Source organism: Stenotrophomonas sp. PA-6-5C, assembly GCF_021605635.1.
GTDB classification, from domain to species: Bacteria; Pseudomonadota; Gammaproteobacteria; order Xanthomonadales; family Xanthomonadaceae; genus Stenotrophomonas; species Stenotrophomonas lactitubi.
Window position 1 is genome coordinate 17,212 of the sequence record NZ_WKEE01000010.1, and the last position, 24,371, is coordinate 41,582.

General features: G+C 64.4%; 25 protein-coding genes. 4 read left to right on the forward strand and 21 right to left on the reverse strand.

Annotation, left to right across the window (positions count from 1 at the left end; translation table 11 throughout):
- Nucleotides 1-28 precede the first annotated feature (28 nt).
- Nucleotides 29-1,402 carry a sigma-54 dependent transcriptional regulator gene (locus tag GIW57_RS05995; RefSeq protein ID WP_100460162.1) on the forward strand — a complete coding sequence of 458 codons (1,374 nt, stop codon included), beginning with the start codon at nt 29-31 and terminating at the stop codon, nt 1,400-1,402.
- Between the two features lie 104 nt (nt 1,403-1,506).
- Here the strand turns inward: GIW57_RS05995 and pilB are convergent, their stop codons facing one another.
- From pilB to GIW57_RS06010, 3 genes are all read right to left on the reverse strand, one after another.
- The gene (pilB, locus tag GIW57_RS06000; protein WP_108265607.1) at nt 1,507-3,234 is read right to left on the reverse strand and encodes a type IV-A pilus assembly ATPase PilB; all 1,728 of its coding nucleotides are present in this window, start codon (nt 3,232-3,234) and stop codon (nt 1,507-1,509) included.
- A 218-nt stretch (nt 3,235-3,452) separates the two neighbouring features.
- Nucleotides 3,453-3,860: a pilin gene (locus GIW57_RS06005; protein ID WP_236509524.1), complete on the reverse strand. Its 408-nt coding sequence runs from the start codon at nt 3,858-3,860 to the stop codon at nt 3,453-3,455.
- A gap of 97 nt (nt 3,861-3,957) precedes the next feature.
- Complete coding sequence (locus tag GIW57_RS06010; RefSeq protein ID WP_236509455.1) at nt 3,958-4,380, reverse strand: pilin; 423 nt, start codon at nt 4,378-4,380, stop codon at nt 3,958-3,960.
- Between the two features lie 354 nt (nt 4,381-4,734).
- On the opposite strand from GIW57_RS06010, the gene GIW57_RS06015 reads away from it, so the two are divergent.
- From GIW57_RS06015 to coaE, 3 genes are read left to right on the forward strand one after another with little or no spacing between them, the layout of a single operon-like run.
- A complete protein-coding gene (locus GIW57_RS06015; protein WP_236509462.1) occupies nt 4,735-5,994 on the forward strand; it encodes a type II secretion system F family protein in 1,260 nt (419 codons plus the stop codon).
- Nucleotides 5,995-6,001: 7 nt separating this feature from the next.
- Nucleotides 6,002-6,865, forward strand: coding sequence for an A24 family peptidase (locus GIW57_RS06020; RefSeq protein ID WP_089236602.1), 864 nt, complete (start codon nt 6,002-6,004; stop codon nt 6,863-6,865).
- Between the two features lie 11 nt (nt 6,866-6,876).
- Nucleotides 6,877-7,488: a dephospho-CoA kinase gene (gene coaE, locus GIW57_RS06025; RefSeq protein WP_236509464.1), complete on the forward strand. Its 612-nt coding sequence runs from the start codon at nt 6,877-6,879 to the stop codon at nt 7,486-7,488.
- 146 nt (nt 7,489-7,634) lie between these two features.
- On the opposite strand, the gene GIW57_RS06030 is transcribed toward coaE, so the two are convergent.
- The 18 genes from GIW57_RS06030 to GIW57_RS06115 all read right to left on the reverse strand — a co-directional run bounded on the left by GIW57_RS06030 (nt 7,635) and on the right by GIW57_RS06115 (nt 24,345).
- Nucleotides 7,635-8,021 carry a hypothetical protein gene (locus GIW57_RS06030; RefSeq protein ID WP_100553386.1) on the reverse strand — a complete coding sequence of 129 codons (387 nt, stop codon included), beginning with the start codon at nt 8,019-8,021 and terminating at the stop codon, nt 7,635-7,637.
- Nucleotides 8,022-8,526: 505 nt separating this feature from the next.
- Entirely contained in the window at nt 8,527-9,897 is a 1,371-nt protein-coding gene (locus GIW57_RS06035; RefSeq protein ID WP_100460170.1) for a HAMP domain-containing sensor histidine kinase, read from the reverse strand.
- Nucleotides 9,860-10,537 (reverse strand): response regulator transcription factor, encoded by a 678-nt coding sequence (locus tag GIW57_RS06040; protein WP_025874286.1) that lies wholly within the window; start codon nt 10,535-10,537, stop codon nt 9,860-9,862. The genes GIW57_RS06035 and GIW57_RS06040 overlap by 38 nt, the downstream gene beginning before the upstream one ends.
- Before the next feature lie 8 nt (nt 10,538-10,545).
- Entirely contained in the window at nt 10,546-11,019 is a 474-nt protein-coding gene (locus tag GIW57_RS06045; protein WP_236509466.1) for a hypothetical protein, read from the reverse strand.
- An 89-nt stretch (nt 11,020-11,108) separates the two neighbouring features.
- On the reverse strand, nt 11,109-11,585 hold the full coding sequence (locus tag GIW57_RS06050; RefSeq protein WP_236509467.1) for a hypothetical protein: 477 nt from the start codon (nt 11,583-11,585) through the stop codon (nt 11,109-11,111).
- Between the two features lie 386 nt (nt 11,586-11,971).
- Nucleotides 11,972-12,217, reverse strand: a complete 246-nt coding sequence (locus GIW57_RS06055) for a DUF2274 domain-containing protein (RefSeq protein WP_019043472.1) — start codon at nt 12,215-12,217, stop codon at nt 11,972-11,974.
- On the reverse strand, nt 12,214-13,491 hold the full coding sequence (locus GIW57_RS06060) for a TrbI/VirB10 family protein (protein ID WP_019043471.1): 1,278 nt from the start codon (nt 13,489-13,491) through the stop codon (nt 12,214-12,216). The genes GIW57_RS06055 and GIW57_RS06060 overlap by 4 nt, the downstream gene beginning before the upstream one ends.
- Nucleotides 13,492-13,493: 2 nt before the next feature.
- Complete coding sequence (gene trbG, locus GIW57_RS06065) at nt 13,494-14,498, reverse strand: P-type conjugative transfer protein TrbG (RefSeq protein WP_023083099.1); 1,005 nt, start codon at nt 14,496-14,498, stop codon at nt 13,494-13,496.
- Entirely contained in the window at nt 14,495-15,199 is a 705-nt protein-coding gene (gene trbF, locus GIW57_RS06070; protein WP_019043469.1) for a conjugal transfer protein TrbF, read from the reverse strand. Before trbF ends, trbG begins: the two co-directional genes overlap by 4 nt.
- A 17-nt stretch (nt 15,200-15,216) precedes the next feature.
- Nucleotides 15,217-16,605: a P-type conjugative transfer protein TrbL gene (trbL, locus tag GIW57_RS06075; RefSeq protein ID WP_019043468.1), complete on the reverse strand. Its 1,389-nt coding sequence runs from the start codon at nt 16,603-16,605 to the stop codon at nt 15,217-15,219.
- Entirely contained in the window at nt 16,602-16,916 is a 315-nt protein-coding gene (locus GIW57_RS06080; RefSeq protein WP_023083100.1) for a hypothetical protein, read from the reverse strand. The genes trbL and GIW57_RS06080 overlap by 4 nt, the downstream gene beginning before the upstream one ends.
- Nucleotides 16,917-16,928: 12 nt before the next feature.
- Nucleotides 16,929-17,672 carry a P-type conjugative transfer protein TrbJ gene (gene trbJ / locus GIW57_RS06085; protein WP_023083101.1) on the reverse strand — a complete coding sequence of 248 codons (744 nt, stop codon included), beginning with the start codon at nt 17,670-17,672 and terminating at the stop codon, nt 16,929-16,931.
- Entirely contained in the window at nt 17,669-20,119 is a 2,451-nt protein-coding gene (trbE, locus tag GIW57_RS06090; RefSeq protein WP_019043465.1) for a conjugal transfer protein TrbE, read from the reverse strand. The genes trbJ and trbE overlap by 4 nt, the downstream gene beginning before the upstream one ends.
- A 12-nt stretch (nt 20,120-20,131) precedes the next feature.
- Nucleotides 20,132-20,401, reverse strand: coding sequence for a VirB3 family type IV secretion system protein (locus GIW57_RS06095; protein ID WP_019043464.1), 270 nt, complete (start codon nt 20,399-20,401; stop codon nt 20,132-20,134).
- A complete protein-coding gene (locus GIW57_RS06100) occupies nt 20,398-20,790 on the reverse strand; it encodes a TrbC/VirB2 family protein (RefSeq protein ID WP_019043463.1) in 393 nt (130 codons plus the stop codon). Before GIW57_RS06100 ends, GIW57_RS06095 begins: the two co-directional genes overlap by 4 nt.
- The gene (trbB, locus tag GIW57_RS06105) at nt 20,787-21,857 is read right to left on the reverse strand and encodes a P-type conjugative transfer ATPase TrbB (RefSeq protein WP_019043462.1); all 1,071 of its coding nucleotides are present in this window, start codon (nt 21,855-21,857) and stop codon (nt 20,787-20,789) included. The genes GIW57_RS06100 and trbB overlap by 4 nt, the downstream gene beginning before the upstream one ends.
- A complete protein-coding gene (locus GIW57_RS06110; protein WP_024570448.1) occupies nt 21,854-22,342 on the reverse strand; it encodes a CopG family transcriptional regulator in 489 nt (162 codons plus the stop codon). The genes trbB and GIW57_RS06110 overlap by 4 nt, the downstream gene beginning before the upstream one ends.
- Nucleotides 22,339-24,345 carry a conjugal transfer protein TraG gene (locus GIW57_RS06115; RefSeq protein ID WP_019043460.1) on the reverse strand — a complete coding sequence of 669 codons (2,007 nt, stop codon included), beginning with the start codon at nt 24,343-24,345 and terminating at the stop codon, nt 22,339-22,341. The genes GIW57_RS06110 and GIW57_RS06115 overlap by 4 nt, the downstream gene beginning before the upstream one ends.
- Between the last annotated feature and the right edge of the window lie 26 nt (nt 24,346-24,371).

The following is a 24,371-nucleotide window of genomic DNA, read 5'->3' on the forward strand; positions in this document are numbered from 1 at the left end:
TCCACCCCCTCGGCTATCTTTCCCACCCATGAACGAAACCCGCAGCGCCCTGGTCGTCGACGACGAACGCGATATCCGCGAACTGCTGGTGTTGACCCTCGGCCGCATGGGCCTGCGCATCAGCACCGCCGCCAACCTCGCCGAAGCCCGCGAGCTGCTGGCCAGCAATCCCTATGACCTGTGCATCACCGACATGCGCCTGCCCGACGGCAACGGCATCGAACTGGTCAGCGAGATCGCCCAGCATTACCCGCGCACGCCGGTGGCGATGATCACCGCCTTCGGCAGCATGGACCTGGCCGTGGAAGCGCTGAAAGCCGGTGCCTTCGATTTCGTCAGCAAGCCGGTGGACATCGCCGTGCTGCGCGGCCTGGTCAAACATGCGCTGGAACTCAACAACAGCGAACGCCCCGTTGCCGGCCCAGCTGCAGAACAGGCGGCGCGCCTGCTCGGCGAATCGCCGGCCATGGACGTGCTGCGCGCCACCATCGGCAAGGTCGCGCGCAGCCAGGCGCCGGTCTACATCCTGGGCGAGTCCGGGGTGGGCAAGGAACTGGTCGCACGCACCATCCACGCACAGGGTGCACGCGCGGCCGGGCCGTTCGTGCCGGTCAACTGTGGCGCCATCCCCACCGAGTTGATGGAGAGCGAGTTCTTCGGCCACCGCAAGGGCAGCTTCACCGGCGCCCACGCCGACAAGCCGGGGCTGTTCCAGGCCGCGCACGGCGGCACGCTGTTCCTGGATGAAGTGGCCGAGCTGCCGCTGCAGATGCAGGTGAAGCTGCTGCGTGCTATCCAGGAGAAATCGGTGCGCGCGGTTGGCGCGCCCAGCGAAGAACCGGTGGACGTGCGCATCCTCTCGGCCACCCACAAGGATCTGGCCGAGCTGGTCGAAGACGGGCGTTTCCGCCACGACCTGTACTACCGCATCAACGTCATCGAACTACGTGTGCCGCCGCTGCGCGAGCGCCGCCAGGACCTGCCTGCGCTGGCCGCATCGATCCTGGCGCGGCTGGCCCGCAGCCATGGCCGCGCCACCCCGCTGCTGGCGCCCTCGGCGCTGGACGCGCTGGCCCAGTATGGCTTCCCGGGAAATGTGCGCGAGCTGGAGAACATCCTGGAACGCGCGCTGGCGCTGGCCGAGGAAGACTGCATCGGTGCCGACGACCTGCGCCTGCCTCAGCACGCGCCGCGCTCACCGGGCAGTGCCGCCCATGCCGAAGCTGTGGTTGATCTGCACCCCGGCAGCGCCGCCCTGCCCTCGTACATCGAGCAGCTTGAGCGCAGTGCGATCCAGCGTGCGCTGGAAGAGAACCGCTGGAACAAGACCCGTACCGCCGCGCAGCTGGGCATCACCTTCCGCGCGCTGCGTTACAAGCTGAAGAAGCTGGGGATGGAATAGGTAGTGCCGGCCGCTGGCCGGCAACCTCATGCGCCGCGCATCCACGCATGGCGTGGATCTACTGGACGCTGACCGCCATCCACGCATGGCGTGGATCTACTGCATCAATCCTTGGTGACGCGGTTGATCTCGGCCAGGCTGGTCACGCCCGCGGCCGCCTTCTTCAGCGCCGACTGCCGCAGATCGTGCACACCGATCGCCTGCGCGGCCTCGGCAATCTGCAGCGCGTTACCGCCCGCCAGCACAATGGTGGCGATCTCGTCGGTCATCGGCATCACCTGGTAGATGCCGGTGCGGCCCTTGTAGCCTTCGGTGCATTCATCACAGCCAACGGCTTCATACAGCTCGATGCCCGCATCCAGCTGCGCCTGGGTGAAGCCCTCGGCCAGCAGCGCATGCTCCGGTAGCTTTGCAGGGCGCTTGCAGTTGCCGCATAGGCGGCGCGCCAGGCGCTGGGCGATCACCAGCGTCACCGAGCTGGTGATGTTGTACGGCGCGATGCCCATGTTCATCAGGCGCGCGATGGTCTGCGGCGCGTCGTTGGTATGCAGCGTGGACAGCACCATATGGCCGGTCTGCGCTGCCTTGATCGCGATCTCGGCGGTTTCCAGGTCGCGGATTTCGCCGACCATGATGATGTCCGGATCCTGTCGCAGGAACGAGCGCAGCGCGGCGGCAAAGGTCATGCCGCGCTTGTTGTTCTGCTGCACCTGGTTGACGCCGGGCAAACGGATTTCCACCGGATCTTCAGCGGTGGAAATGTTGCGGGTCTCGTCGTTGAGGATGCCCAGCGCGGTATACAGCGACACCGTCTTGCCCGAACCGGTCGGGCCGGTCACCAGCACCATGCCGTAAGGCTTGTGGATCGCGTCCAGGAACAGCTTCTGCTGGTCCGGCTCGTAACCCAACTTGTCGATGCCCAGCTTGGCCGCGCTGCCATCGAGGATACGCAGCACTACCTTTTCACCAAACAGCGTCGGCAGGGTACTGACGCGGAAGTCGATCTGCCGGGTCTTGGACAGGTTGAGCTTGATACGGCCATCCTGCGGCACGCGCTTCTCGGCGATATCCAGCTGCGCCATCACCTTCAGGCGCGCGGCAATGCGCTGGTTGAGCTTGTTCGGCGCGCGCGCGACCATCTTCAGCAGGCCGTCGATACGCAGGCGGACGCGGTAGTCGTCTTCGTAGGGCTCGAAGTGGATGTCCGACGCGCCCTTGCGGATGGCATCGACCAGCACCTTGTTTACGAACTTCACCACCGGGGTATCGTCGCCCTTGGCGTCGATGCCGCTGTCGGTGCTGGCCATGTCGTCGTCGCCACCGCCAACATCGAGGTTGGCCATGCCGTCCTCGTCGCCACCCAGCGCATCGCCCATGGTGTCGTGGCTGGCATGCCACTGCTCCAACGTGCGGCGGATCTGGTCCTCGTCTACCAGGATCGGTTCAACCACCAGATTGGTGTGGAACTTGATCTCATCCAGCGAGTGGGTGGGGTTGCTGGTGCCGACGAACAACTTGCCGCCGCGTTTGAACAGCGGCAGCACGTTGTGCTTGCGCAGCAGCTCCTCGCTGACCAGGCTCATCGCGTTCTGGCTGCTGTCGAACGTGGACACGTCGAACAGCGGCATGCCGAACTCAACCGCGTTGGCGGCCGCGAGCTGGGCAGCGCCGACCACCTTGTTCTGGGCGAACCAGGTTGGCAGCGGCTGGCGCGCAGCGGTAGCCTTGGCCATGGCGTCGCGGGCGGCGACCTCATCCAGCGCGCCGTCCTGGACCAGGCGGCGGGCCAGCCCGGTGATGCCGACGAGATTGGCGGTGGTAACGGCGGTCATATGAATCCTTGGCTCATGGGTCTGGCGGTGCAGTGCGCCCTCCGAAGGCGCAGCGCGGGGTAGCAGAACCTGTCGCGCCCCAACGGCCGACGGCATCGCCAATCCATGAGCAACGGCCCTGCCCGGCGCTTCTGCCCGGCAGGCACGATCCTGACTCCCCCGGGGATGATAGCCCCGTCAACGGTCCGCCGACATCCTATTGGCGGTCCGTAACTGAATCAGCAGCCAACTGGTCGGTAGCGCGCTTCGAAGGCGCTGCCGTCGCAGGTCCAGGTGCCATCGGCTGCGCGGCGGAGAATAAGATCTTTGCTAGCTACTTGCGGACCGCCCACAAGCGTACAAGTGATACTCGCAACGCCGTTGCCATCAAGCTCAGCGTGGACATCCGAACAGCGTGCAGAACTTTTGAGTCCAATATACTCAGCATCGACAAGAGTGCTATCTCGACTGTCCTGAACAACAGTTTCAACCATCGTTTTTCCTGGTCGAATGTCGGCAAACGCCGCCGCTAACTGTGATTTGGCGGTGTAGTCCTGATACATCGGCACAGCTATCGCGGCCAAGATTGCGATGATGGCCACGACAATGAGCAGCTCTATCAACGAAAAACCTTGAGCCTGTCGCATATGGAACACTCCCCAGTAGTTCCTTGAATAAGCCCCCCATGGCATCAAAAAAGAGGCCCCGACATGCGGGGCCTCCTTCTAGGCAAGGAAGGAACGATTAGGCTGTCTTGCCGGTGCAGCCAGTCGGAATGTACTTGGTCTCGGTCGAAGCGATATCAGTGCTGCAGGTCCAAGTGCCGTCGTCGGCACGCTTGACGCTGATCTTCTTACCCTTGATCTTGGTGTTCCCCTTCAGGGTGCACTCAATCGATCCGGTAGCGCTCAGCGCAGTGATCGGGGTAATCGTGCAACGTTCGGAATCCTTAAGGCCCAACTCTGCAATGTCGGCTACCGTAGTCTTGCCTTCGTTCAGGGCAACTTCGTACTGCGTCTTACCCGGGGTGATTTCGGCCAGACCGGCGGTGACCTGCGACTTGGCCACGTAGTCCTGGTACATCGGCAGGGCGATGGCGGCCAGGATGGCGATGATCGCAACGACGATCATCAGTTCGATAAGGGTGAAGCCCTTCTGGTTCTTCATTTGATACATCCCCAAGATAGTGGTGGTTGATTTCAGGGCACAAGATCGGTCTGGCCAGCGGCCAGCTGAGCGGGTCCTGCGCCCTGCGGGTGGATCAACGCAGGTTGCGTGCCAACCCCGGCACGCCTCCCCCTGGATTTCCCCGCGCCCATGATGGCAGCTATTTCACGGATGGGAACCCCCGGAGTACGAATCTGCGATGGACGCGGCAATGTGACGCAGTGCGTCACCTTTGGTCGGCACCCGGCACGAATTCGCATGATTGGCCCTCTGGCAACTGCCCAGACGGGCATGAACCCGCTACCATCAACGGCTAGATGCCCGCCTGGGGATGGTGGGTCTTGGGGAGCCGATATGTCTGTCAGTCGCAGTGCGATCAAGAAGGAGCCCGTGGCGCGTAGCACCACGGAGCTGCAGCCGTTTGTCTGGATGGGGACCGACAAGCGGGGCGTCAAGATGAAAGGCGAGCAGGTCGCAAAAAACGCGAGCCTGCTGAGAGCTGAGCTACGCCGCCAGGGTATCAACCCCGGCATGGTCAAGCCCAAGCCAAAACCATTGTTTGGTGCCGCCGGCAGCAGGATCACACCAAAGGACATTGCATTCTTCAGCCGGCAGATGGCCACCATGATGAAGTCAGGGGTCCCGATTGTTGGCGCCTTGGACATCATCGCCAGCGGGCATAAGAACCCGCGCATGAAGAAGATGGTGGATTCAGTCCGAACCGATATCGAGGGTGGCTCGTCGCTGTACGAGGCTGTCAGCAAACATCCGGTGCAGTTCGACGAGCTCTACCGCAATCTGGTCAAGGCAGGCGAAGGCGCCGGTGTACTGGAGACAGTGCTGGACACCGTCGCCACCTACAAAGAGAACATCGAGGCACTGAAGGGCAAGATCCGCAAGGCAATGTTCTATCCAGCCATGGTGCTAGCAGTTGCACTGATCGTCAGCGGGATTCTGCTGGTGTGGGTGGTTCCGCAGTTCGAGGATGTGTTCAAGGGTTTTGGCGCAGACCTGCCTGCCTTCACCCAGATGATCGTCAATCTGTCCCGCTTCATGGTTTCCTGGTGGTGGCTGATCCTGTTTGTGATCATAGGGTCCATCATTGGCTTCATTGCCACGTACAAAAGATCTCCCAAGCTGCAGCACAGCATGGACCGGCTGGTCCTGAAAGTGCCGGTGATCGGCCAGCTCATGCACAACAGCGCCATCGCCCGTTTTGCCCGCACGACTGCGGTCACATTCAAGGCAGGCGTTCCGCTGGTGGAAGCGCTGGGCATCGTCGCTGGTGCCACTGGCAATACGGTTTATGAAGAGGCCGTACTGCGCATGCGCGATGACGTCTCGGTGGGTTACCCGGTGAATGTCGCAATGAAGCAGCGCAACCTGTTCCCGCACATGGTCATCCAGATGACCAGCATCGGTGAAGAGGCGGGCGCGTTGGACGCCATGCTCTTCAAGGTCGCCGAGTACTATGAGCAGGAGGTCAACAATGCCGTTGATGCCCTGAGCAGCCTGCTGGAACCGTTCATCATGGTGATCATTGGTACCATCGTCGGCGGCATGGTCATCGGCATGTACCTACCCATCTTCAAACTTGCCGCCGTTGTCGGATAATTACTGAATGGCATTTCTCGACCAGCATCCCGGCCTCGGCTATCCCGCCGCGGCCGGCCTGGGACTGCTTCTGGGCAGCTTCCTGAACGTCGTCATCCTGCGCCTGCCCAAGCGGCTGGAATGGCAGTGGAAGCGCGATGCGCGCGAGGTGCTGGAAGAGCCGGACTTCTACGAGCCGCCCCCGCCGGGCATCGTGGTGGAGCCTTCGCACTGCCCACACTGCAAGCACAAGCTGGCCTGGTACGAGAACATCCCGCTGTTCAGCTGGATCATCCAGGGCGGCAAGTGCCGCCACTGCAAGGCGCCGATCTCCATCCAGTACCCGCTGGTGGAAGCGCTGACCGCAGTGATGGTGCTGGCCTGCGTGTGGCAGTTCGGCTTCGGCTGGCAGGGCTTCGGCGCGATCGTGCTGACCTGCTTCCTGATCGCCCTGTCCGGCATCGACCTGCGCACCCAGCTGCTACCGGATCAATTGACCCTGCCACTGATGTGGCTGGGGTTGATAGGCAGCATCGACAACCTGTACATGCCCGCCAAACCGGCCCTGCTCGGCGCCCTGCTGGGCTACCTGTCGCTGTGGTCGGTGTGGTGGCTGTTCAAGCAGCTGACCGGCAAGGAGGGCATGGGCCACGGCGATTTCAAGCTGTTGGCCGCACTGGGTGCCTGGTGTGGCATGAAGGGCATCCTGCCGATCATCCTGATGTCGTCGGTGCTGGGCGCCATCATCGGCTCGATCTGGCTGTACAGCCGTGGCCGTGACCGGGCGACGCCGATCCCGTTCGGTCCCTACCTGGCGCTGGCCGGCTGGCTGTTCTTCATGTGGGGCGAGCCGCTGTTGAACCAGTATCTGGTGATGAGCGGGCTGCGCTGAGGGGAGTCCCCATGAGCCGGTATGTGGTTGGCCTGACCGGCGGCATCGCCTCGGGCAAAAGTGAGGTCACCCGGCGCTTCGAGGCGCTGGGGATTGTCGTGGCCGATGCCGACCTGGCCGCGCGCGCCGTGGTGACGGTGGGCAGCCCTGCCCTGTCCCTGATTGCAGAGCGCTTCGGCGCGGACATGCTGCTGGCCGACGGCAGCCTGGACCGTGCCCGCCTGCGCGCCCACATCTTTGCAGACCCGGCCGAGCGGACGGCGCTGGAAGCGATCACCCACCCGGCCATCCGCCGTCTGATGCAGCAGCAGTGCAAGCAGGCCGCCAGCCCCTATGCGCTGGCGGCGATCCCGTTGTTGACCGAAGTGGGCGGCCGCCAGGCCTACCCGTGGCTGGACAGGGTGCTGCTGGTGGATGCGCCCGAGGCCGTACAGCACGCCCGCCTGATGCAGCGCGACGGCATCGACGCGGCCTTGGCTCACCAGATGATCGCCGCCCAGGCCACCCGCGCACAGCGTTTGGCGCTGGCTGATGATGTCGTCGTCAATGATGGGCATCCGGATGACCTGCAAGCGCAGGTGGAGCGGTTGCACCTGCGGTATCTGGGGTTGGCTGCCGGGTAGGCCGGCAGGTCTACCGGCTCCGCGCGGACAAGCATCCACGCATGGCGTGGATCTACTTCACCTGCACCGCCCGAACAGGCATCCACGCATGGCGTGGATCTACTTCACCTGCACCGCGCGAACAGGCATCCACGCATGGCGTGGATCTACTCCAGCTGCTGGCGGGCGTAGCGGGCCAGTTCGCGCGCGGCCAGCAACAGGCCTTCCACTACGTCCGGCGGCAGTTGCTGGCCTGCACTGCCCTGCACCCGGGCCGCTTCGGCGGCGTGCAGCATCTGGATCAACGCATTGAGACCAGCCAGGGTGCGGCTGAGGCTGGCCAGGGTTACCGCTTGCGTCGGGGTGAGACCCGCGCCCTGCCGGGTCTGGCCATCGGCGTTGTCGCGGCCATCCATGCGCGCCATCAGTGCCGGTAGCAGGTCGCTGGGTTCGGCCAGCACGTCTTCGATGCGTTCGGCGATGTCGGCCGGCAACTGGTCGGCGGATTCGCCGACCAGGCGGCGCAGGTTCGGGTAGGTGGTGCGTGTAGACATGGCAGTGCTCCTCGCAGACGGCAAGGCCACCCGCAGATGCGAGGTGGCGGACGGTGCGGGTTGGCGTACCGGATCACAACAATCAACAAAACACTCCGGCGGACTCTTCGAAGTCCCCACGCACCGCCCGCCAAAGCAAGGGCATCGCGATGCATTTTCCATGACGGCCTTCGGCGCATCAGAGGTTTGTTGATTGTTGGGTCGATTTCAGGACGCCAATCCCGGCCAGGGCGATGACCCCAGCCATGCCATCTCGCCAGCTGCATGCAATGCGGTCATGAGGCGAAAACGCCATGTGGGCCAACCGTCTGCGGAATCGTGCGGTGGGACACGCGCAGGACGCGGAGTGCGTCACGCAGGTGTCGTGCTGGGCCAGAGACGCCGCGCCTTCGCGAAAACTGCATTGGCGTTGCATGCGACATTTCGCGCCGAGTGGGAGATTTCGACGACGAATGGATTCGTGCCGACCAAGGTCGGCACCTACCAAAGCGGCAGCCAGAAGGTATTACAGCGGCTTCGGCGAGAACGTCAGCGTGGCGATTACGCCGCGGGCGCCGCCCGGGCGCACGCTTACCTGCCAGCCGTATAGATCGCACAGGCGGCTGACGATCGACAGGCCGATACCGCCGCCCTGCGAGTGGCCGGCATGGGTGCCGCGGTAGCCGCGCTGGAACAGCTTGGCGGCATCTTCCTCGCTCAGGCCCGGCCCGCTGTCGGTCACCGACACGGCGTTGGCACCCACATGTACGCGCACCTCGCCATCCTGCGAATACTTCACCGCATTGCCGATCAGGTTGCCCAGCGCCACCGACAACGCCGCTTCGGGGGCGTCGATGACCAGGTCGCGTTCGCCATCCAGATGCAGTTCCAGCGGCTTGCCACCCAGCTGCGCGCGATGCGCATCCAGCAGCTGTTCGGCCACACGAGCCACATTGCTGCTGCCCTGCCCGCGCTCGTTGCGCGACAGCAGCAACAGCGCGCCGATCAGATCGCTGCACTGCTGCTCGGCACGCTGGATGCGCTGCAGGCGCTGCAGCACCTTCTCGTCCAGGCCCGGGCGGGTCAGCAGCAGCTCGGTGGCGCCACGGATCACCGCCAGCGGCGTGCGCAGCTCATGGCTGACGTCTGCATTGAACTCACGGTCGCGCTGCACCACTTCGGTCAGCCGCGAAGAATAGTCATCCAGCGCCTGGGCCAGCTGCCCCACTTCGTCATCAGGGAAGCGCGGCGCCAAAGGTTCGGGATCGCTGGTGCCGCCACGGTACGCACGCAGGCGCGCGGCCAGATCCGAGACGGGCTTCATCACCTTGGACGCCGACCACCAGCCCAGCACCAGCGACAGCAGGCTGAACACCAGCACCGACAGGAACAGCGCGCGGTTGAGCTGCTGCCCACCGCGAACGCTGTCGGTCATGTCGTAGGCAAGAAACGCCCAGGCATCAGGGGTCTTGCGCACGGCCAGCTTGTAGGAATAGCGCTCGCCGCGCTCGTCCACACCGCCCATGTTGTACAGGCCGTCCTTGAACTCGTACCAGTCCGGCTCCTCCTCGCGCAGCGCCTCGAACTTGTCCGGCTTGATCAGGCGCGCGCGCATCTGCTGCACCGGCAGGTCGGGGTTGCGGTCCGGGCTTTCGTAGTAACGCCGCACGTACTCGCTGATGTTGCGGTTCATCACGTCTTCCACCAACTGGTTTTCCACCCGCATGCGGGCCCAGTTGGTGGCAAACGCGAACAGTGTCGTCAGGCAGAAGCCCAACAACACGAACGAGACGATGATGCGGCTGCGCAGGCGCCGCCGATAAGGCGTGCGCCGGCGCTCCCCCTTGCTTGCCACAGAATCAGGCTTCCGGCGTGGCGATGCGGTATCCGATGCCATGGCGGGTCTGGATCATCGGCACTTCAAAGGGCTTGTCCACCACGGCGCGCAGGCCATGGATGTGCACGCGCAGCGAATCGGAATCGGGCAGTTCTTCGCCCCAGACACGGGTTTCCAGTTCCTGCCGGGTGACCACGGCCGGGGCCGCTTCCATCAACGCCTGCAGGATCTTCAGCGCGGTCGGGTTGAGCTGCAGCAGCTTGCCCTGGCGGCGCACTTCCAGCGTGTCCAGGTTGTATTCCAGATCACCGGTTTCCAGCACGCGGGTCTGCACGCCCTTGCCGCGACGCGACAGGGCGTTCAGACGCACTTCCACTTCCTGCAGCGCGAACGGCTTGATCAGGTAGTCGTCAGCACCGGAATCGAAGCCGGCCAGTTTGTTGTCCAGCGAATCGCGCGCGGTCAACATCAGCACCGGGGTCTGCTTGCGTGCTTCGTTGCGAAGCTTGCGGCAGACCTCGATACCGTCCATGCCCGGCAGGTTGAGATCCAGGACAATCGCGTCGAACTCGTGCACGACAGCCAGATGCAACCCGGTCACTCCGTCGGCAGCGAAGTCCACGGTGTGGCCCCGGTCCTCCAGGTAGTCGCCCAGATTGGCCGCAATGTCGCTGTTGTCTTCGATTACCAGGATTCTCACTGTCACCTCTAATTGACGAATTTACCGACGCGCTGGGCCTGGCCCATGTCGCGCTGTGCCTTGTCCTTCTGCCGAGCACGCTCGGCGACGGTCATGCATTGCGTGGACGACATGTTGGAACCGATGGCCTTCTCACGTCGGCATATTAGACGACTATCTTCACGCGCCTGTGTCAAAACGGTGTTCACGACCTGCTGATCGTTGAAGACCTCAGTTCGTACCGATTCAGGCATCGCGTCCCTGGTTGGATACTGTTCGGCGGCGGTGCGGATGCGAACCAGGGTCTCACGGACCTTGCCGCGCTCTTCCTGGCGCAGCTCGGAATAGGTTTCGCCGTCGTTGAGTTCGATCTCGATGCGCTCTACCTGTTGCAGCAGCGGCTGGCCCGGCAGGAATACCTCTTCGGCACTCTTGGCCCCTGCCGAGGCAGTGACCAGGGCCAATGCCGAAACCAGAACCGCTGATATCACTGGATGCTTCATGACAAACGAATCCCTGTTTGAGGTGAACGCCGACTGTATGCGGATGCGCGCTCTGCCAGCAAGTGCTGGCAGGCAGGGTGCAGGTGGCCCTAAAGCTTGGAATCCGGGTTCAGATTGCTGTAGGTGCGCTGGTCATTGAGCAGGGCCTTGCCCTTCTCTTCGATACGGCGCCGCTGGGCGACGGTCAGGCAGCGGCTCTTGGGCATGTTGCTGCCCGTAGTGCGCTGGTACGAGCAGATCTGCCGACTGTCGTCGTGGGCGCGCGTCAGGATGCTGTTGACCCGCTCCTGATCGTTGAAAACGTCATTCTGCGCCTGCGGCGGCAGCTCCTGGACGGTATGCCGGTCGCCCATCCGCTGGGTGATCCGCGCCAGTGCCTGCTGGACCTGACTGCGGTCCTCGGCAGAGATTTCGTTGTAATCGCCCTGCTGCAGGGCTTTTTCGACCTGGCGGACCTGCTCGGCCACCGGACTCTGGCGGTCCATCTGCACAGCCGCCTTGTCCGGCTTGGCCAGTGCAACGCCAGGCAGGCACAGCAACAGCACGATCATCGTGGTGCGGTACATCGCCAACCTCCCGATCCTTCGGAACGAAGGCCCAACTCTACGAGTGTCCCCGCGCGCCCACAAGGGACCCTTGGCAGGGGGCACCGGCCATAAAAAATGGCCAGCGTCAAGCCTTTCGTGCAAAACACGGGAGGCTTGAAACCATATATGGGGCAATAGGTTAGCTCTGTTTTATGCCGCTTGCAGGGGATGCGGTGTTGTGGACTGGGGGCCACATAAGAGCCTGTAGAAAGCAAGCCGAGTCGCGTTGTAGCGATGGAGATTGCCAAGAACTGGCAGGCCTGCTCGGTCACTTTAGCCCATTCCCTCGCAGCCTATCCAGAACGAAGAACGCGCAGCGTTGGGCTGCGCGTTCGAGTGATGGTCAATCTGGTTCCGGTGCACCTTCAGCTTGGGTTCGGCGGCAAGGACTTGTTGGCGTTTCCTTTCCTGAATCCCCGATCCCCCGCCATGAACGCCTCCAGCATGTGCGGGATCAGCGTCGAGGCATCGACCGCCTCGCCATACGCCTGCGCATGCAGCGCGGCGTAGCGGTCGAGATCGGCTTTCAAGCTGGCCGAGCAAGCGAAGGTCAGCTTGACGCTTTCGGTCTTGGGCAGCGGCCCCAGCCGCAGTTTCCTGGTCGAGCTCATCGCGAAGTCCCCTTGTTGAAGAACAGCGGCTGATAGGGCCGCAGCACCAGATCGCGGTTCACGATGATGCGCACTGGCAAGCCGGGACGGCTGGTCAGCGTGGGTTGGATGTTGAGGTTGCGCCGGGTCACTTCCTGGCCGACTTGGTTCACCGTGTCCTGCAGGCTGTCGCGCCCGGCGATGATGACGCGATCACCGTCCTGGCGGTTCTCGGGTGCGGCCAGTTCGGCACCGACGCCCAGCAGCGTCGTCAGCACGGCACCGGCAAAAATCCGATCCCAATGCCAGTCCACGTCGTCTTCCAGACCGGCATAGCCCGCCGGGTCGGTGCCGATCAGGTTGTCGAGCGTGAGCGAAGACGTGTCCGGCAGGATGATGCGGTTCCACACCACCTGCACGCGGCTCTGGCCGTAGCTGACCTGGCTGTTGTACTTGCCCAGGATGCGCGAACCCTGCGGGATCAGCAGGAACTTGCCTGTGGCCGTGTCGTAGATCGGCTCCGTCACCGTGGCGATCACGTCGCCCGGCAGGTCTGACTTGATGCCCGTCACCAGCGCACCTGCGATCACCGTTCCTGCCATGACTTGGTACGGCGATGCGGGCATTTGCAGGTTGCCGGAGTTACGGGTTTCCCTAGAGCCGCCTGTCAGGAACGCCTCTTTCTGGTCTTGCCGGTTCTGCACGGCAGTCGGATCAGCAGGCTGGGCCGCCGTCGAGGCTGGGCCAGCGGCCAGCGGATCGAAAGCGGCATTGGCAGCGAAGCCTGCCGCGGCAGCGACCTGCGACTGCGCCACGGGCGCAGCCTGCGGGGAACCCGTGCGGAAGAACACCGATGAAGCTGCCGCTGCTTCTTCTTCCTTGCGTAGCGCATCGTTGGGGTCGTAGCCGGGCGCGGCATAGGTGGCGGCAACTGGCTGCTGCGAATTGACGATGGCTGGCCCTAAATCGCCCGGCAGCGGTGGCCCGAGCTCCGGCACGTCGGGCGGCAGCGCTGGCAGCTTGGAATAGTCCGTCGGCAGCGCATCCAGCCCTTCCGACTTGGACACGCGATCCACGTTGTACAGCTCGGTAGACTCGCTCGCGCTGCGTTGCTGCGGTTGCAGCGACCAGATCAGTGCGCCCATCAGGCCGACCGACAGCCCGCCGGAGAGGATGGCCAGCGTGCGCCGGTTCAGGCGCGTGACCGGGCGCGGTTGGGCGCGCAGCGCCACCGCCTCGGGTGCCACCTTGTCCGCCTGCGGCGCGTCAAGGTCGGGGGTATCGTCCTGGCTCATGCTCAGTTCCTCCCAGCAATGCCATCCGTGCGCTCGATGCGCACCACGTCGCCCTTGTCGGCCCCTAGGCGCAGTTCGGCCGCACCGAACAGCCGATCCACGATGTAGTACGGCGAGCGGAAGCGGTAGTTCACCAGTTGCCCATGGCCCTGCGCGCCGATGACAAACAGCGGCGGCAGCTCGCCCTGGGCGATGCCTGCAGGAAACTGGATATAGACCTTCTCGCCATCGTCGAAGGCGCGCAGCGGCTTCCACGGTGGATTGCTGCCGCTGATTGCATAGCGAAACCGGATGTTCTCCAGCGACAAGCCTGCATCGACCGGCGCGGCAGCGTTGGCGGCTTGGGCCTGGCGCTGCAAGGCCAGCATTCGATCCTTGGGATAGTCCCAGGACACGGACGCCATCCATGCCTTGTCGGTCGAAGTCAGTTCCAGCAGGTACGTCCTGCGGCTGGTGGTGATGACCAGATTGGTCTTCAACCCGGAACGGATAGGCTTGACCAGCACATTGACGCGCAGATCGGCCCCGCTGCCGCTGGAGGTGTCGCCCACGATCCAGCGCACGGTATCGCCCGCAGCGACCGTCACCAGTTCCTCGCCGGGCTGGAGCGCGATCACGGTCACGCGGCCCACGGACGCATAGACCTGATACAGCGCGCCGTCAGTGAAGGGCCAGACCTGGATCGCATTGACGTAGCCCTCACGGGTCGGCGCAATGCGCGCCTCGGCATTGGCACGCGAAACGCGCACCTTCTCGTCGGCAGGCTCCGGTGAAGCCGGGGTCGCATCAACGTCCGGCAGCGGTTTCAACTGTCCGGGCAATGCCAACGGTTCGGGCACTGCCACCACTTCGATGGGCGTGGGCGGCTCGGGCAATGGCTGAGCCTGCACCGGCTCATCGAGCGAGATCACCGGCGGCGGCTTGCCCTGCGTGGCGCAGCCCGCAAACAGGACAGTCGATGCCAGCAGGATCACCGGCAATGCGGTTTTACGGAAACGTGCATTCATGGTTTGGCTCCTTCAGAAGAATCCAGTTCACGGCTCCACGACAAGCCATTGACGTAGATGCCCAGCGGGTTGCGGCGCAGGCGTTCTTCGGTGCGCGGGGTCTGCTGCACGATGGACACCACCGCCGTCCATCGCTCCAGCCCGGTCGCCGCGCCATTGACGTAGCGGCGCTCTGTCCAGCGCACGTTGAACGACGCCTCGCTGGCGCGAACCACACTGGTGATCTGCACCGTCACCGATTCCTTGCCGATGCGGGCAAACGGGTCATTCACCCGCGCATAGTCGTTGAGCACCGCCGCGCCACGATCGGTGGTGTAGTCGTAAGCATCGAGCCAGTTCTGGCGCACGACGATGGGGTCAATGGACAGCGAGCGCACCAGCGTCACGAAGCGCGCGATGTGGTGTGCCGTCTGCGCATCGGTGGGCCGATACGGCGTGGCCGCTTCGCCCACGGTGCGCACCTGGCCGGACTGATCGACCTCGATGACATAGGGCGTGACGATGGATTGGGCCGAGCGCCACACCAGGCCGCCGGCCATCAGCAATGCGAGCACCAGGCAGCCGAAGGCCATCAGCCGCCAGTTCTTGGCCTGCACGCGGGCCGAGCCGATGCGCTCGTCCCACACCTGGGCAGCGGCTTGATACGGAGTGGCAGGCTGCGGCGTATCGGCATAGCGCACCTGCGGTCGTTTGAATCGCATGGAGTTCTCCTTGAAAGTCAGCTATCGGAATCCCGCAGGCTCGGGCCTTGGCCCGAACCGCCGCCGTCGCCACCGCGCAGCGTGTGCGCGGCCGTAGTGGTGGCCTGTATGAGTCGTTGGCGGCGTTGCAGGTTTTTGGCCCAACCGGGCTGCTCTTGTTTTTGCGCGTTGGCTGTGTTGCCAGCGGCATCGCCTGCGGCGGCTGGCCCCGCAGTGCCACCGCCTGAGCCGCCATCGGCACCAGAGCCTTGCCAGCCTGCTTTGAATGGCGCTGCAGCCTTGGCCGCTGCTGCCTTGATGCCAGCACCAGCGCGCTGGCCAGCGGCCTGTGCGCCGCCCTTGGCAACACTGCCCAGCCCGGCCATCGCGCCCTTGGCTCCGCCGCCCGCAGCGGCGGAACCGGCCTGGAAAGCCGACTTCGCGCTGCCAGCCGCCGAGGTTGCAGCCCGCGCACCAGACCCGGCGAGCTTGGCGGCAGCCGGTGCCATGCGCGCACCGGCCATCACAGCACCGCCCACGCCGGTGGCTGCGGCACCTACGGCAACCGCCGCGCCTGCGGCACCAATCGCAGCACCAGCCATCGCGCCTGCGCCAAGCTGCGGTGCACCGGATACCAGCCCGGTGGCAATGCCCGGCCCGAAGATCCCCAACGCCAGCAGCGTGAGCGAGGCCAGCATGATGACCACCGCATGGTCGATGGACGGCTCGGCCGGATGCACTTGGAACTCGGCAAACAGGCCCGAGCCGATGCCAACGATGACGGCCAGCACCAGCACCTTGATGCCCGAGGACACCACGTTGCCCAGCACCTTTTCGGCGAGGAACGAGGTCTTGTTCCACAAGGCGAAAGGCACCAGCACGAAGCCCGCCAGCGTGGTCAGCTTGAACTCGATCAACGTGATGAAAAGCTGGATCGCCAGCACGAAGAAGCACAGGATCACCACGGCCCAGGCCAGGAACATGACCACGATGGGCGTCATGTTCACGAACACCTCGGGGAAGCCCGCCATGTCGCTGATCTGCTCAAGAATCGGCGCTGCCGCGTCGATGCCGGTCTTGGCCAGGCGGCCCGGTTGCAGAAATTCGCCCATGCTCATCGTCGAGCCGCTGGCCGTTAGGCCCAGGCCCGCGAACGAGCGGAAGACGATGCTGGCCAGCCAGTTGAAGTTGTTGATGATGTAGGCGAAGGCGCCGACGTAAAGCACCTTGCGCAGCAGTTTTGCGATCAAGTCATCGCCCTGGCCGGTGGCGTGGCTCATCGCCCAGTACAGCCCAGCGATGGTCATGTCGATGACGATCAGCGTGGCGGTCAGGAACGCGACTTCGCCCTGCAGCAGCCCAAAGCCCGAGTCGATGTAGCGCGAGAAGGTAGCGAGGAATCGGTCGATCACTGTCACGTCATTCATGGCACGTCCCCCTCGAAGGGCATGGCGTCCTGGTCACTGATGGGTGTGTCGAAGCTCGGTGGGATCGGCGGCAGATCGGCCAGCGTGTGGAACTCGTCAGGCCCGGTTTCACCGGCGAAGAAGCGCCGCCGGAAGGCTTCAGCCGCAGCCAGGCAAGCGTCTTCGCCTGCCGTAGCCCGGTCGGCTGCACACTGCGCACGCAAAACCTTGAGCCGCGCGGGATTGGCAGCCAAGGCTGCGGCCAGGTCTTCGGTCGGCTGCTGGCTGCAAGCGACCAGCAGCACGGGCAGCAGCAAGGAAACGCATCGCATGGCCGTCTCCCGTCAGTTGCCGTAGAAATCCACGCGCTGCGGCGTGTATGGCGTGCCGTCGCCTAGGAAGCGGCGCGTCACTTCCCGGCCGCGTTCGACAGCCGCTGCTTGGCGTGCCAGTTCCAGCGCGGCGGCGCGTTCCTGCGTGATCTGGAGCTGCTGCGCCTGGATCGACTGCTTGGCCTGCAAGGCCAGAAGCTGATTGGTCGCCTGCATGGCTTGCAGTGCGCCGGTGGCGGACTGACTCTGGCTGACCAGGTCGGACAGCGCGCTTTCGTCTTGCGCCAGGTTCTGCGACACCTGCGCCTGCATCCGCATCGCGGTATGCAGGCCGTTCAAGGTGTTCTTCCAGCGTTCCTGCGCGTCGCGCAGCATCTGGTCGCCGCTGACGGTCGCGGCGTACTGCTCCGGGTACAGCCGGGCGAAGGTGGCATCCATGCTCTGCACGTCGTAGGCCAGGCCGCGAGCCTCGGCGATCAGCCGCTCGGTGGTCGCCAGCGTCGAGCGCAGGCGATTGACGATGTTGAAGTCCAGATTCGTCAGATTGCGCGCCTGGTTCATCAGCATCTGCGCTTCGTTCTGAAGCTGGTTGATCTGATTATTGATCTGCTCCAGCGTGCGCACGGCGGTCAGCGTGTTCTGCACGAAGTTGGACGGGTCGAACACCGTCAGCGCGGATGCAGGCTGCACGGCCAGCAGCGATGCCGACAGCACGGCGGCGAGCGAGACGGACCGCAAACGGGGTTGGGTTTTCATGGTGAAACCTCCTGGGGTTGAGAAGCGAGGAAGGACGCTGCCGCCGGCGAGGACGGCAGCAGATCAGCGGCCCAATCGAGGCCACGATGACGCAGCCAGGCACCGGCGAAGCCCGGTGTGCCTGCGTCCAGCAGCACGCGATCCATGTCGCGTTGGTCTTGCGGAGTGGATGCCCCGGCGAAGGCCAAAGTTGCTGGCCCCAGGTCGAGGTCGAACAGGCGATTGCCCAGGCGCGATTGGTAGTAGTAGTCACGCTTGGGCTGCGCGGTCGCCACGATCTCGATCTGGCGGCTGTTGAGGCCGAAGCCCTCGTAGATCGTGCGGATCTGAGGCTCGGTCGCCTGTGGGTTAGGGAGAAAAATCCGGCTGGCGCAGCTTTCGATCACTGCCGGTGCAATACTTGAATCCTTGATGTCGGCCAGCGACTGCGTGGCGAAGATGACGCTGACGTTCTTCTTGCGCAGCGTTTTGAGCCACTGGCGGATGCGGGCAGCGAACACCGGATCATCGAGGAACAGCCAGGCTTCATCGAGGATCAACAGCGTGGGCGCGCCGTCGAAGCGTTCATCGAAGCGGGCGAACAGGTAGCCCAGCACGGCCAGCACTGCCGCCTTGCTGTGCATCAGCTCTTCCATCTCGAAGCCCTGCACGCTGCCGGAACCCAGCCGATCAGAATCGGCGTCCAGCAGCTTGCCGTGGGCACCACCCAGCACATAGGGCGCGAGCGCCTGGCGCAGTGCGTTCGATTGCAGCAGCACCGAGAGGCCCGTCAGCGTGCGCTGCTCCACCGGCGCGCCGGCGAGGCTGCCGAGTGCCGACCAGATCGCGGCCTTCTCGTCCGGGCCAATGGAGACACCTTCATGCAGCAGGCGGCCTTCCACCCATTCGGCGGCCCAGGTGCGGTAGCCCTCCTGGTCGATGCGGGCCAATGGCTGGAAAGCAATCGCCCCGTCATTGCCTAGGTCGTAATGCTCGCCGCCCAGCCCGAGGATTGTGGCACGCATGGAGCGGCCCATATCGAAGGCGAAGATGCGCGAGCCGGGATAGCGGCGAAACTGCATCGCCAGCGTAGCGAGCAAGACCGACTTGCCCATGCCGGTCGGCCCGGCGACCAGCGTGTGGCCCACGTCGCCGATGTGCGTGACCAAGCGAAAAGGCGTCGCGCCATCGGTGCGGGTGACGATCAACGGCGGGCCATCCAGATGCGCGTTCTTCTCCGGCCCGGCCCACACCGCTGACAGCGGCATCATGTGCGCCAGGTTCAGCGTCGAGACGATGGGCTGACGCACGTTGGCATAGGCATTGCCAGGGATGGACGACAGCCAGGCATCGACTGCATTGAGGGTCTCGGGGATGGTCACGAAGCCCCGGCCCTGGATGACGCGCTCCACCATGCGCAGCTTCTCGTCGGCTACGGCCGGGTCGGCATCGAGCACCGTCACAGTGACGGTGAGGTAGCCGAAAGCGACTTGATCGCTGCCCAGTTCCTGCAAGGCGGCATCGGCGTCGGCCGCCTTATTGCTAGCATCGGTATCGACCAGCGGGCTTTCCTGCTGGAAGATCGTTTCGCGCAACAGCGCGACGACGTTCTTGCGTTTGGCAAACCACTGGCGGCGCAGGCGGCCGAGTTCTTTTTCCGCCTCAGCTTTGTCCAGGCACAAAAAGCGCGTGCTCCAGCGGTAGCCAAAGCCCAGGCGGTTGAGGTCGTCCAGAATCCCTGGCCACGTCGAAGTCGGAAAGCCTCGCACCGACACCACGCGCAGGTGCTGGTCGCCCAGCATGGGCGCCAGACCACCGACCAGGGCGCAGTCGGCCAACAGTGCGTCGATATGGAACGGCACGTCGGGCACACCGACGCGGTAGCGCCGCATGGACACCGTGGCGTGCAGGTAGCTCAGTGTCTGGCTGTCATCGAGCCAGGCGATTTCCGGCATCACGCCGTCGAGCAAGTCGAACACGCGATCCGTTTCCGCCACGAAGGCTTCCAGCCGCCCACGCCAGTCCACGCCATCGCCTGGCGGGTTCTCATAGAGCATTTTGGCGGCGCGGGCGCGGGACTCTTCTGGTGGAAGATAGGCAAGTGTGAAGTGATAGGCACTCTCAAAATGCTGGCCGGATTCCTCGAAGGCCGCGCGGCGTTCTTCATCCACCAGCCATGACAACGGCTCCGGGAATTCGGAGCGTGGATAGCCTGCTGCCGGGCGGCGCTCGGCTTCGATGAACAAGGCCCAGCCCGAACCAAGCCGGCGCAGTGCGTTGTTCAGCCGCGCTGATGTAGCTATTAGTTCGCCTTGCGTGGCGCTGTCCAGATCCGGCCCGCGAAAGCGTGCCGTGCGCTGGAACGAGCCATCCTTGTTCAGTACCACGCCCGTCGCGATCAGCCCGGCCCAAGGCAACCAGTCGGCCAAGAGCGCTGGCCGCTGGCGGTATTCGGCAAGGTTCAGCATGTCGGCTTCTCCCTATGCGTCCAGCAGCGGCTTGTGTTTGATGTGCCGGGCGAAGACCTGCATGAACTGCGGATCGACACGCGCCCCCCAAACCGCCAGCGAATGGCCGACGATCCACATCACCACGCCGGGAATCCACAGTTGCAGGCCCAGCCCGACGGCGGCGGCTAGCGTGCCGTTGGCGATCGCTACGGTGCGCGGCGCACCGCCCAGCAGGATCGGCTCGGTCAGTGAGCGATGCAGCGGCACTTCAAACCCCGGAAGATCGGTGGCCGTGCTCATACGACGGCCCCGCCGGAGAAGCTAAAGAACGACAGGAAGAAGCTCGAAGCCGCGAAGGCGATGGACAGGCCGAAGACGATCTGAATCAGCTTGCGGAAGCCACCGCTGGTATCACCGAAGGCCAGCGCCAGGCCCGTCGCAATAATGATGATGACCGCGACGATGCGAGCCACCGGCCCCTGGATCGACTCCAAAATGGATTGCAGCGGGCCTTCCCACGGCATCGAGGAACCGGCCGCCTGCGCGGTTCCGGCCAGGAACAGCAGCAGCGCTGCCAGCAGCAGCCCTTGCCGTGCGGGGCGGGCCAGGCTACGCAGTCGTGCCAGGCTGGACAGGTGGGAAAGCGGATTTACGGAAAAGCGGAAAGCAGGAACGTGCATCTGCGTCATGGCAGTTCTCCAGGTTGGTCAGGGATCGAGGAAGGCGCAGCGGCAGCGGCTGCAAGAGGAACCGGCGGAAGCTCGGAGAACGGTGCTTCCAGCGCATCCGCCAGGCGGTAGCCCTCGCCGTCGAAACCGACGACGCGAGAAATGGTTTCGACGTGGCGCTTGCGTCCACGGCCTGCGATGTGGATCACGACATTGACCGCCTCGGCGATCAGGGCGCGGGGCGGATGCACCGCCACTTCGAGGATCAGTTGTTCCAGGCGCAGCAGCGCACCCAAGGCGGAGCCGGCATGGATGGTGGCGATGCCACCGGGGTGGCCAGTGCCCCAGACCTTCACCAGATCCAGCGCTTCGCCGCCGCGCACTTCGCCGACGATCACGCGATCCGGGCGCAGCCGCATCGTGGCGCGCACCAGCTCTTGCATCGACACCACGCCTGCGCGGGTGCGCAGCGGCACATGGTCACGGGCAGCGCATTGCAGTTCGATGGTGTCTTCGAGCACCAGTACGCGGTCGCCGGTGGCGGCGATCTCGGCCAGCAAGGCATTGGCCAGCGTGGTCTTGCCGGTACTGGTGCCTCCGGCGATTAGGATGTTGTGCCGCTCGCGCACGGCGTGACGCAGAAACTCGGCCTGCCCAGCAGTCAGGATGCCTTCGGCCACATAGCGATCCAGACCGATGATGCTCACGGCACGCTTGCGCAGCGCAAAGGCCGGGCCAGGTGCAGCGGGCGGCAAGATGCCCTCGAAGCGTTCGCCCGTCTCCGGCAGCTCGGCAGTCAAGAGCGGTTGGCCGCGATGTACCTCCGCACCGACGTGGGCGGCCACCAGGCGGATGATGCGTTCGCCATCGGCCTCGGGCAGTTCGACGCCGAGCGGCGCACGGCCAGAGGACAGCCGATCCACCCACAATGTCCGGTCGGGGTTAAGCATCACCTCCACAACGTCCGGGTCTTCCAGCGCAGCAGCGATCACCGGCCCCATCGCCGTGCGCAGCATCTGGATGCGGCGATCCTGGGACGCCTCAGCGGATGAGCGTGGATCGGGCGGGGTCTGTGGAACGGCACTCATGACGCACGCTCCGCTGTGCGTTGATGGGCTTCGGCCAACGCCGCCGCGTCGTCCATGCGCATGCCGAACTCACGACCTTGGGGGTGCAGTTCTTCCACCACGTCGCGCACCAGGTTGCGGCCACGCATCAGGTGCCGACCCAACTGTTCGACGAACTGCTCGAAACGAGCCTTGCCCTGAGCGCGAGCCGCATCCTGATGGGCTTCGGGCACCGGCGTACTGACGGTCAGGTAGTAGCGGATGAACAGCGCCAGCGTTTCGATCTGGATGTTCTGGTCACGCTCCAGACGCTCGGCCTGCCGCGACAGACGATCCAGCCGCTTGGCGATGGCGGCCTCACGCTGGTCGCCAGCATCGGGCGACAGCCAGGACGCCAAGGCAGCGGCGACGATGCTGGACTTCGAGACGCCTTTCTTCGTGGCTAGCTCGTCCAGGCGCTTGGCGTGCTCGTGCTGAATGAACAGGTTCAATCGGTATTGGCTCATAGGTTGATTCCGTCGTTGGGGTCGAGAGAAGCCAGTCGCGCCGTGCGTTGCAGTGCGGGGTCGAGCTGGTCGGGAAGCACCGGGGGCATGTCGTCGTCATCGAGCAGCGACAGATCGCTGGTCGGGGCGTCCATCTCGGGGGCATAGGCGATGGCTTCCGACAGTTCGGGCTGGCGGCGTGGGCCGCCGTCGTCAGTCGAGCCCAAGGCCTCCAGGTCATCGGCGGATGCCGTGGCCGGTGCCGCAGGAACCGCGGGTATTGCCAGGCCGCTCCAATCGTCAGGTCGTGCAGGCGGTACATCGGCGTAGGGGCCAGCCGTTACTACAGGCGGGGGCAATACCCGTTGTTTGAAATTGGCGTCGGCGAAGTAGCGCAGCTTCTTCGCCTTGATCGGTGCGACGCTGGACACCATCACCACCGCTTCATCGGTCGGTAGTTGCATCACTTCGCCCGGCGTCAGCAGCGGACGTGCGGTTTCCTGGCGTGACACCATCAGGTGCCCCAGCCACGGTGCAAGCCGGTGGCCTGCGTAGTTGCGCTGGGCGCGCAACTCAGTGGCGGTGCCCAAAGTTTCTGAAATACGCTTGGCGGTTCGTTCGTCGTTGGTGGCGAAGGTCACGCGCACATGGCAGTTGTCCAGAATCGAATGGTTCTGCCCGTACGCCTTGTCGATCTGGTTGAGCGACTGCGCGATCAGAAAGCTGCGGATGCCGTAGCCCGCCATGAAGGCCAGCGCCGTCTCGAAGAAGTCCAGACGGCCAAGCGCCGGGAACTCATCGAGCATCAGCAGCAGCTTGTGCCGGCGCTCGATACCGTCACTGCCATCGAGCGATTCGGTGAGCCGCCGGCCGATCTGGTTGAGGATCAGCCGGATCAGCGGCTTGGTGCGCGAAATGTCGGAAGGCGGCACTACCAGATACAGCGATACCGGATACTCTGCTGCGATCAGGTCGCCGATGCGCCAGTCGCAGCGCGAAGTGACTTCCGCCACGGTCGGATCACGGTACAGACCAAGGAACGACATGGCGGTGGACAGCACGCCCGACCGCTCGTTGTCCGACTTGTTGAGCACTTCGCGGGCAGCGGATGCAACGACGGGATGCTGGGCACCGCCCAGGTGCTTGGTCGTCATCATCCGGTGCAAGGTCAGCTCGAACGGGCTGGCCGGATCACTGAGGAAGTTGGCGACGCCGCGCAGCGTCTTGTCTTCCCCCGCGTACAGCACATGCAGGATCGCCCCGACCAGCAGCGCGTGGCTGGTCTTTTCCCAGTGGTTGCGTTTCTCCAGCGCGCCTTCGGGATCGACCAGGATATCGGCGATGTTCTGCACGTCGCGTACCTCATGCGCGCCGCGCCTTACTTCCAGCAGCGGGTTGTAGGCCGCTGAACTGGCATCGGTCGGGTTGAACAGCAGGCAGTGGCTGAATCGACTGCGCCAGCCAGCGGTGATCTGCCAGTTCTCACCCTTTATGTCATGGATGACGGCGGATGCCGGCCAGGACAGCAGCGTCGGCACCACCAGGCCCACGCCCTTGCCGGAGCGCGTCGGCGCAAAGGTCAGGACGTGTTCCGGCCCTTCGTGCCGCAGGTAGTGGCCGTCATGCTGGCCGAGAAAGACGCCAGCAGGCTGCGTCAGCCCGGCCTTGCGAATGTCGGCGGCATCGGCCCAGCGGGCCGAGCCATAGGTCGTCACTTTGCGCGCCTGGCGCGAGCGCCACACCGACATGGCGATGGCGACCGCCACGGCCAGCAGGCCGCTGCTTGCCGCGATCATGCCGCCGGTGTCGAAGACCTGCGGCGCGTAGGCATCGAAGAAGAACCACCACTCGAAAAGCTTCCACGGGTAATAGACCGGCTTGCCGTGGAAGTCGAACCAGGGCGAGCCCAGGCGTAGTTGGTAGCCCAAGGCTGCGGCTGTCCATTGCGTGGCAACCCACACACCGGCGATCACGATGCCGAACACGGCGGCGATCTGCCCGAACAACACACCTTGAGCCTGCATACCTTGGCCTCCGATTTCTCCTGCGC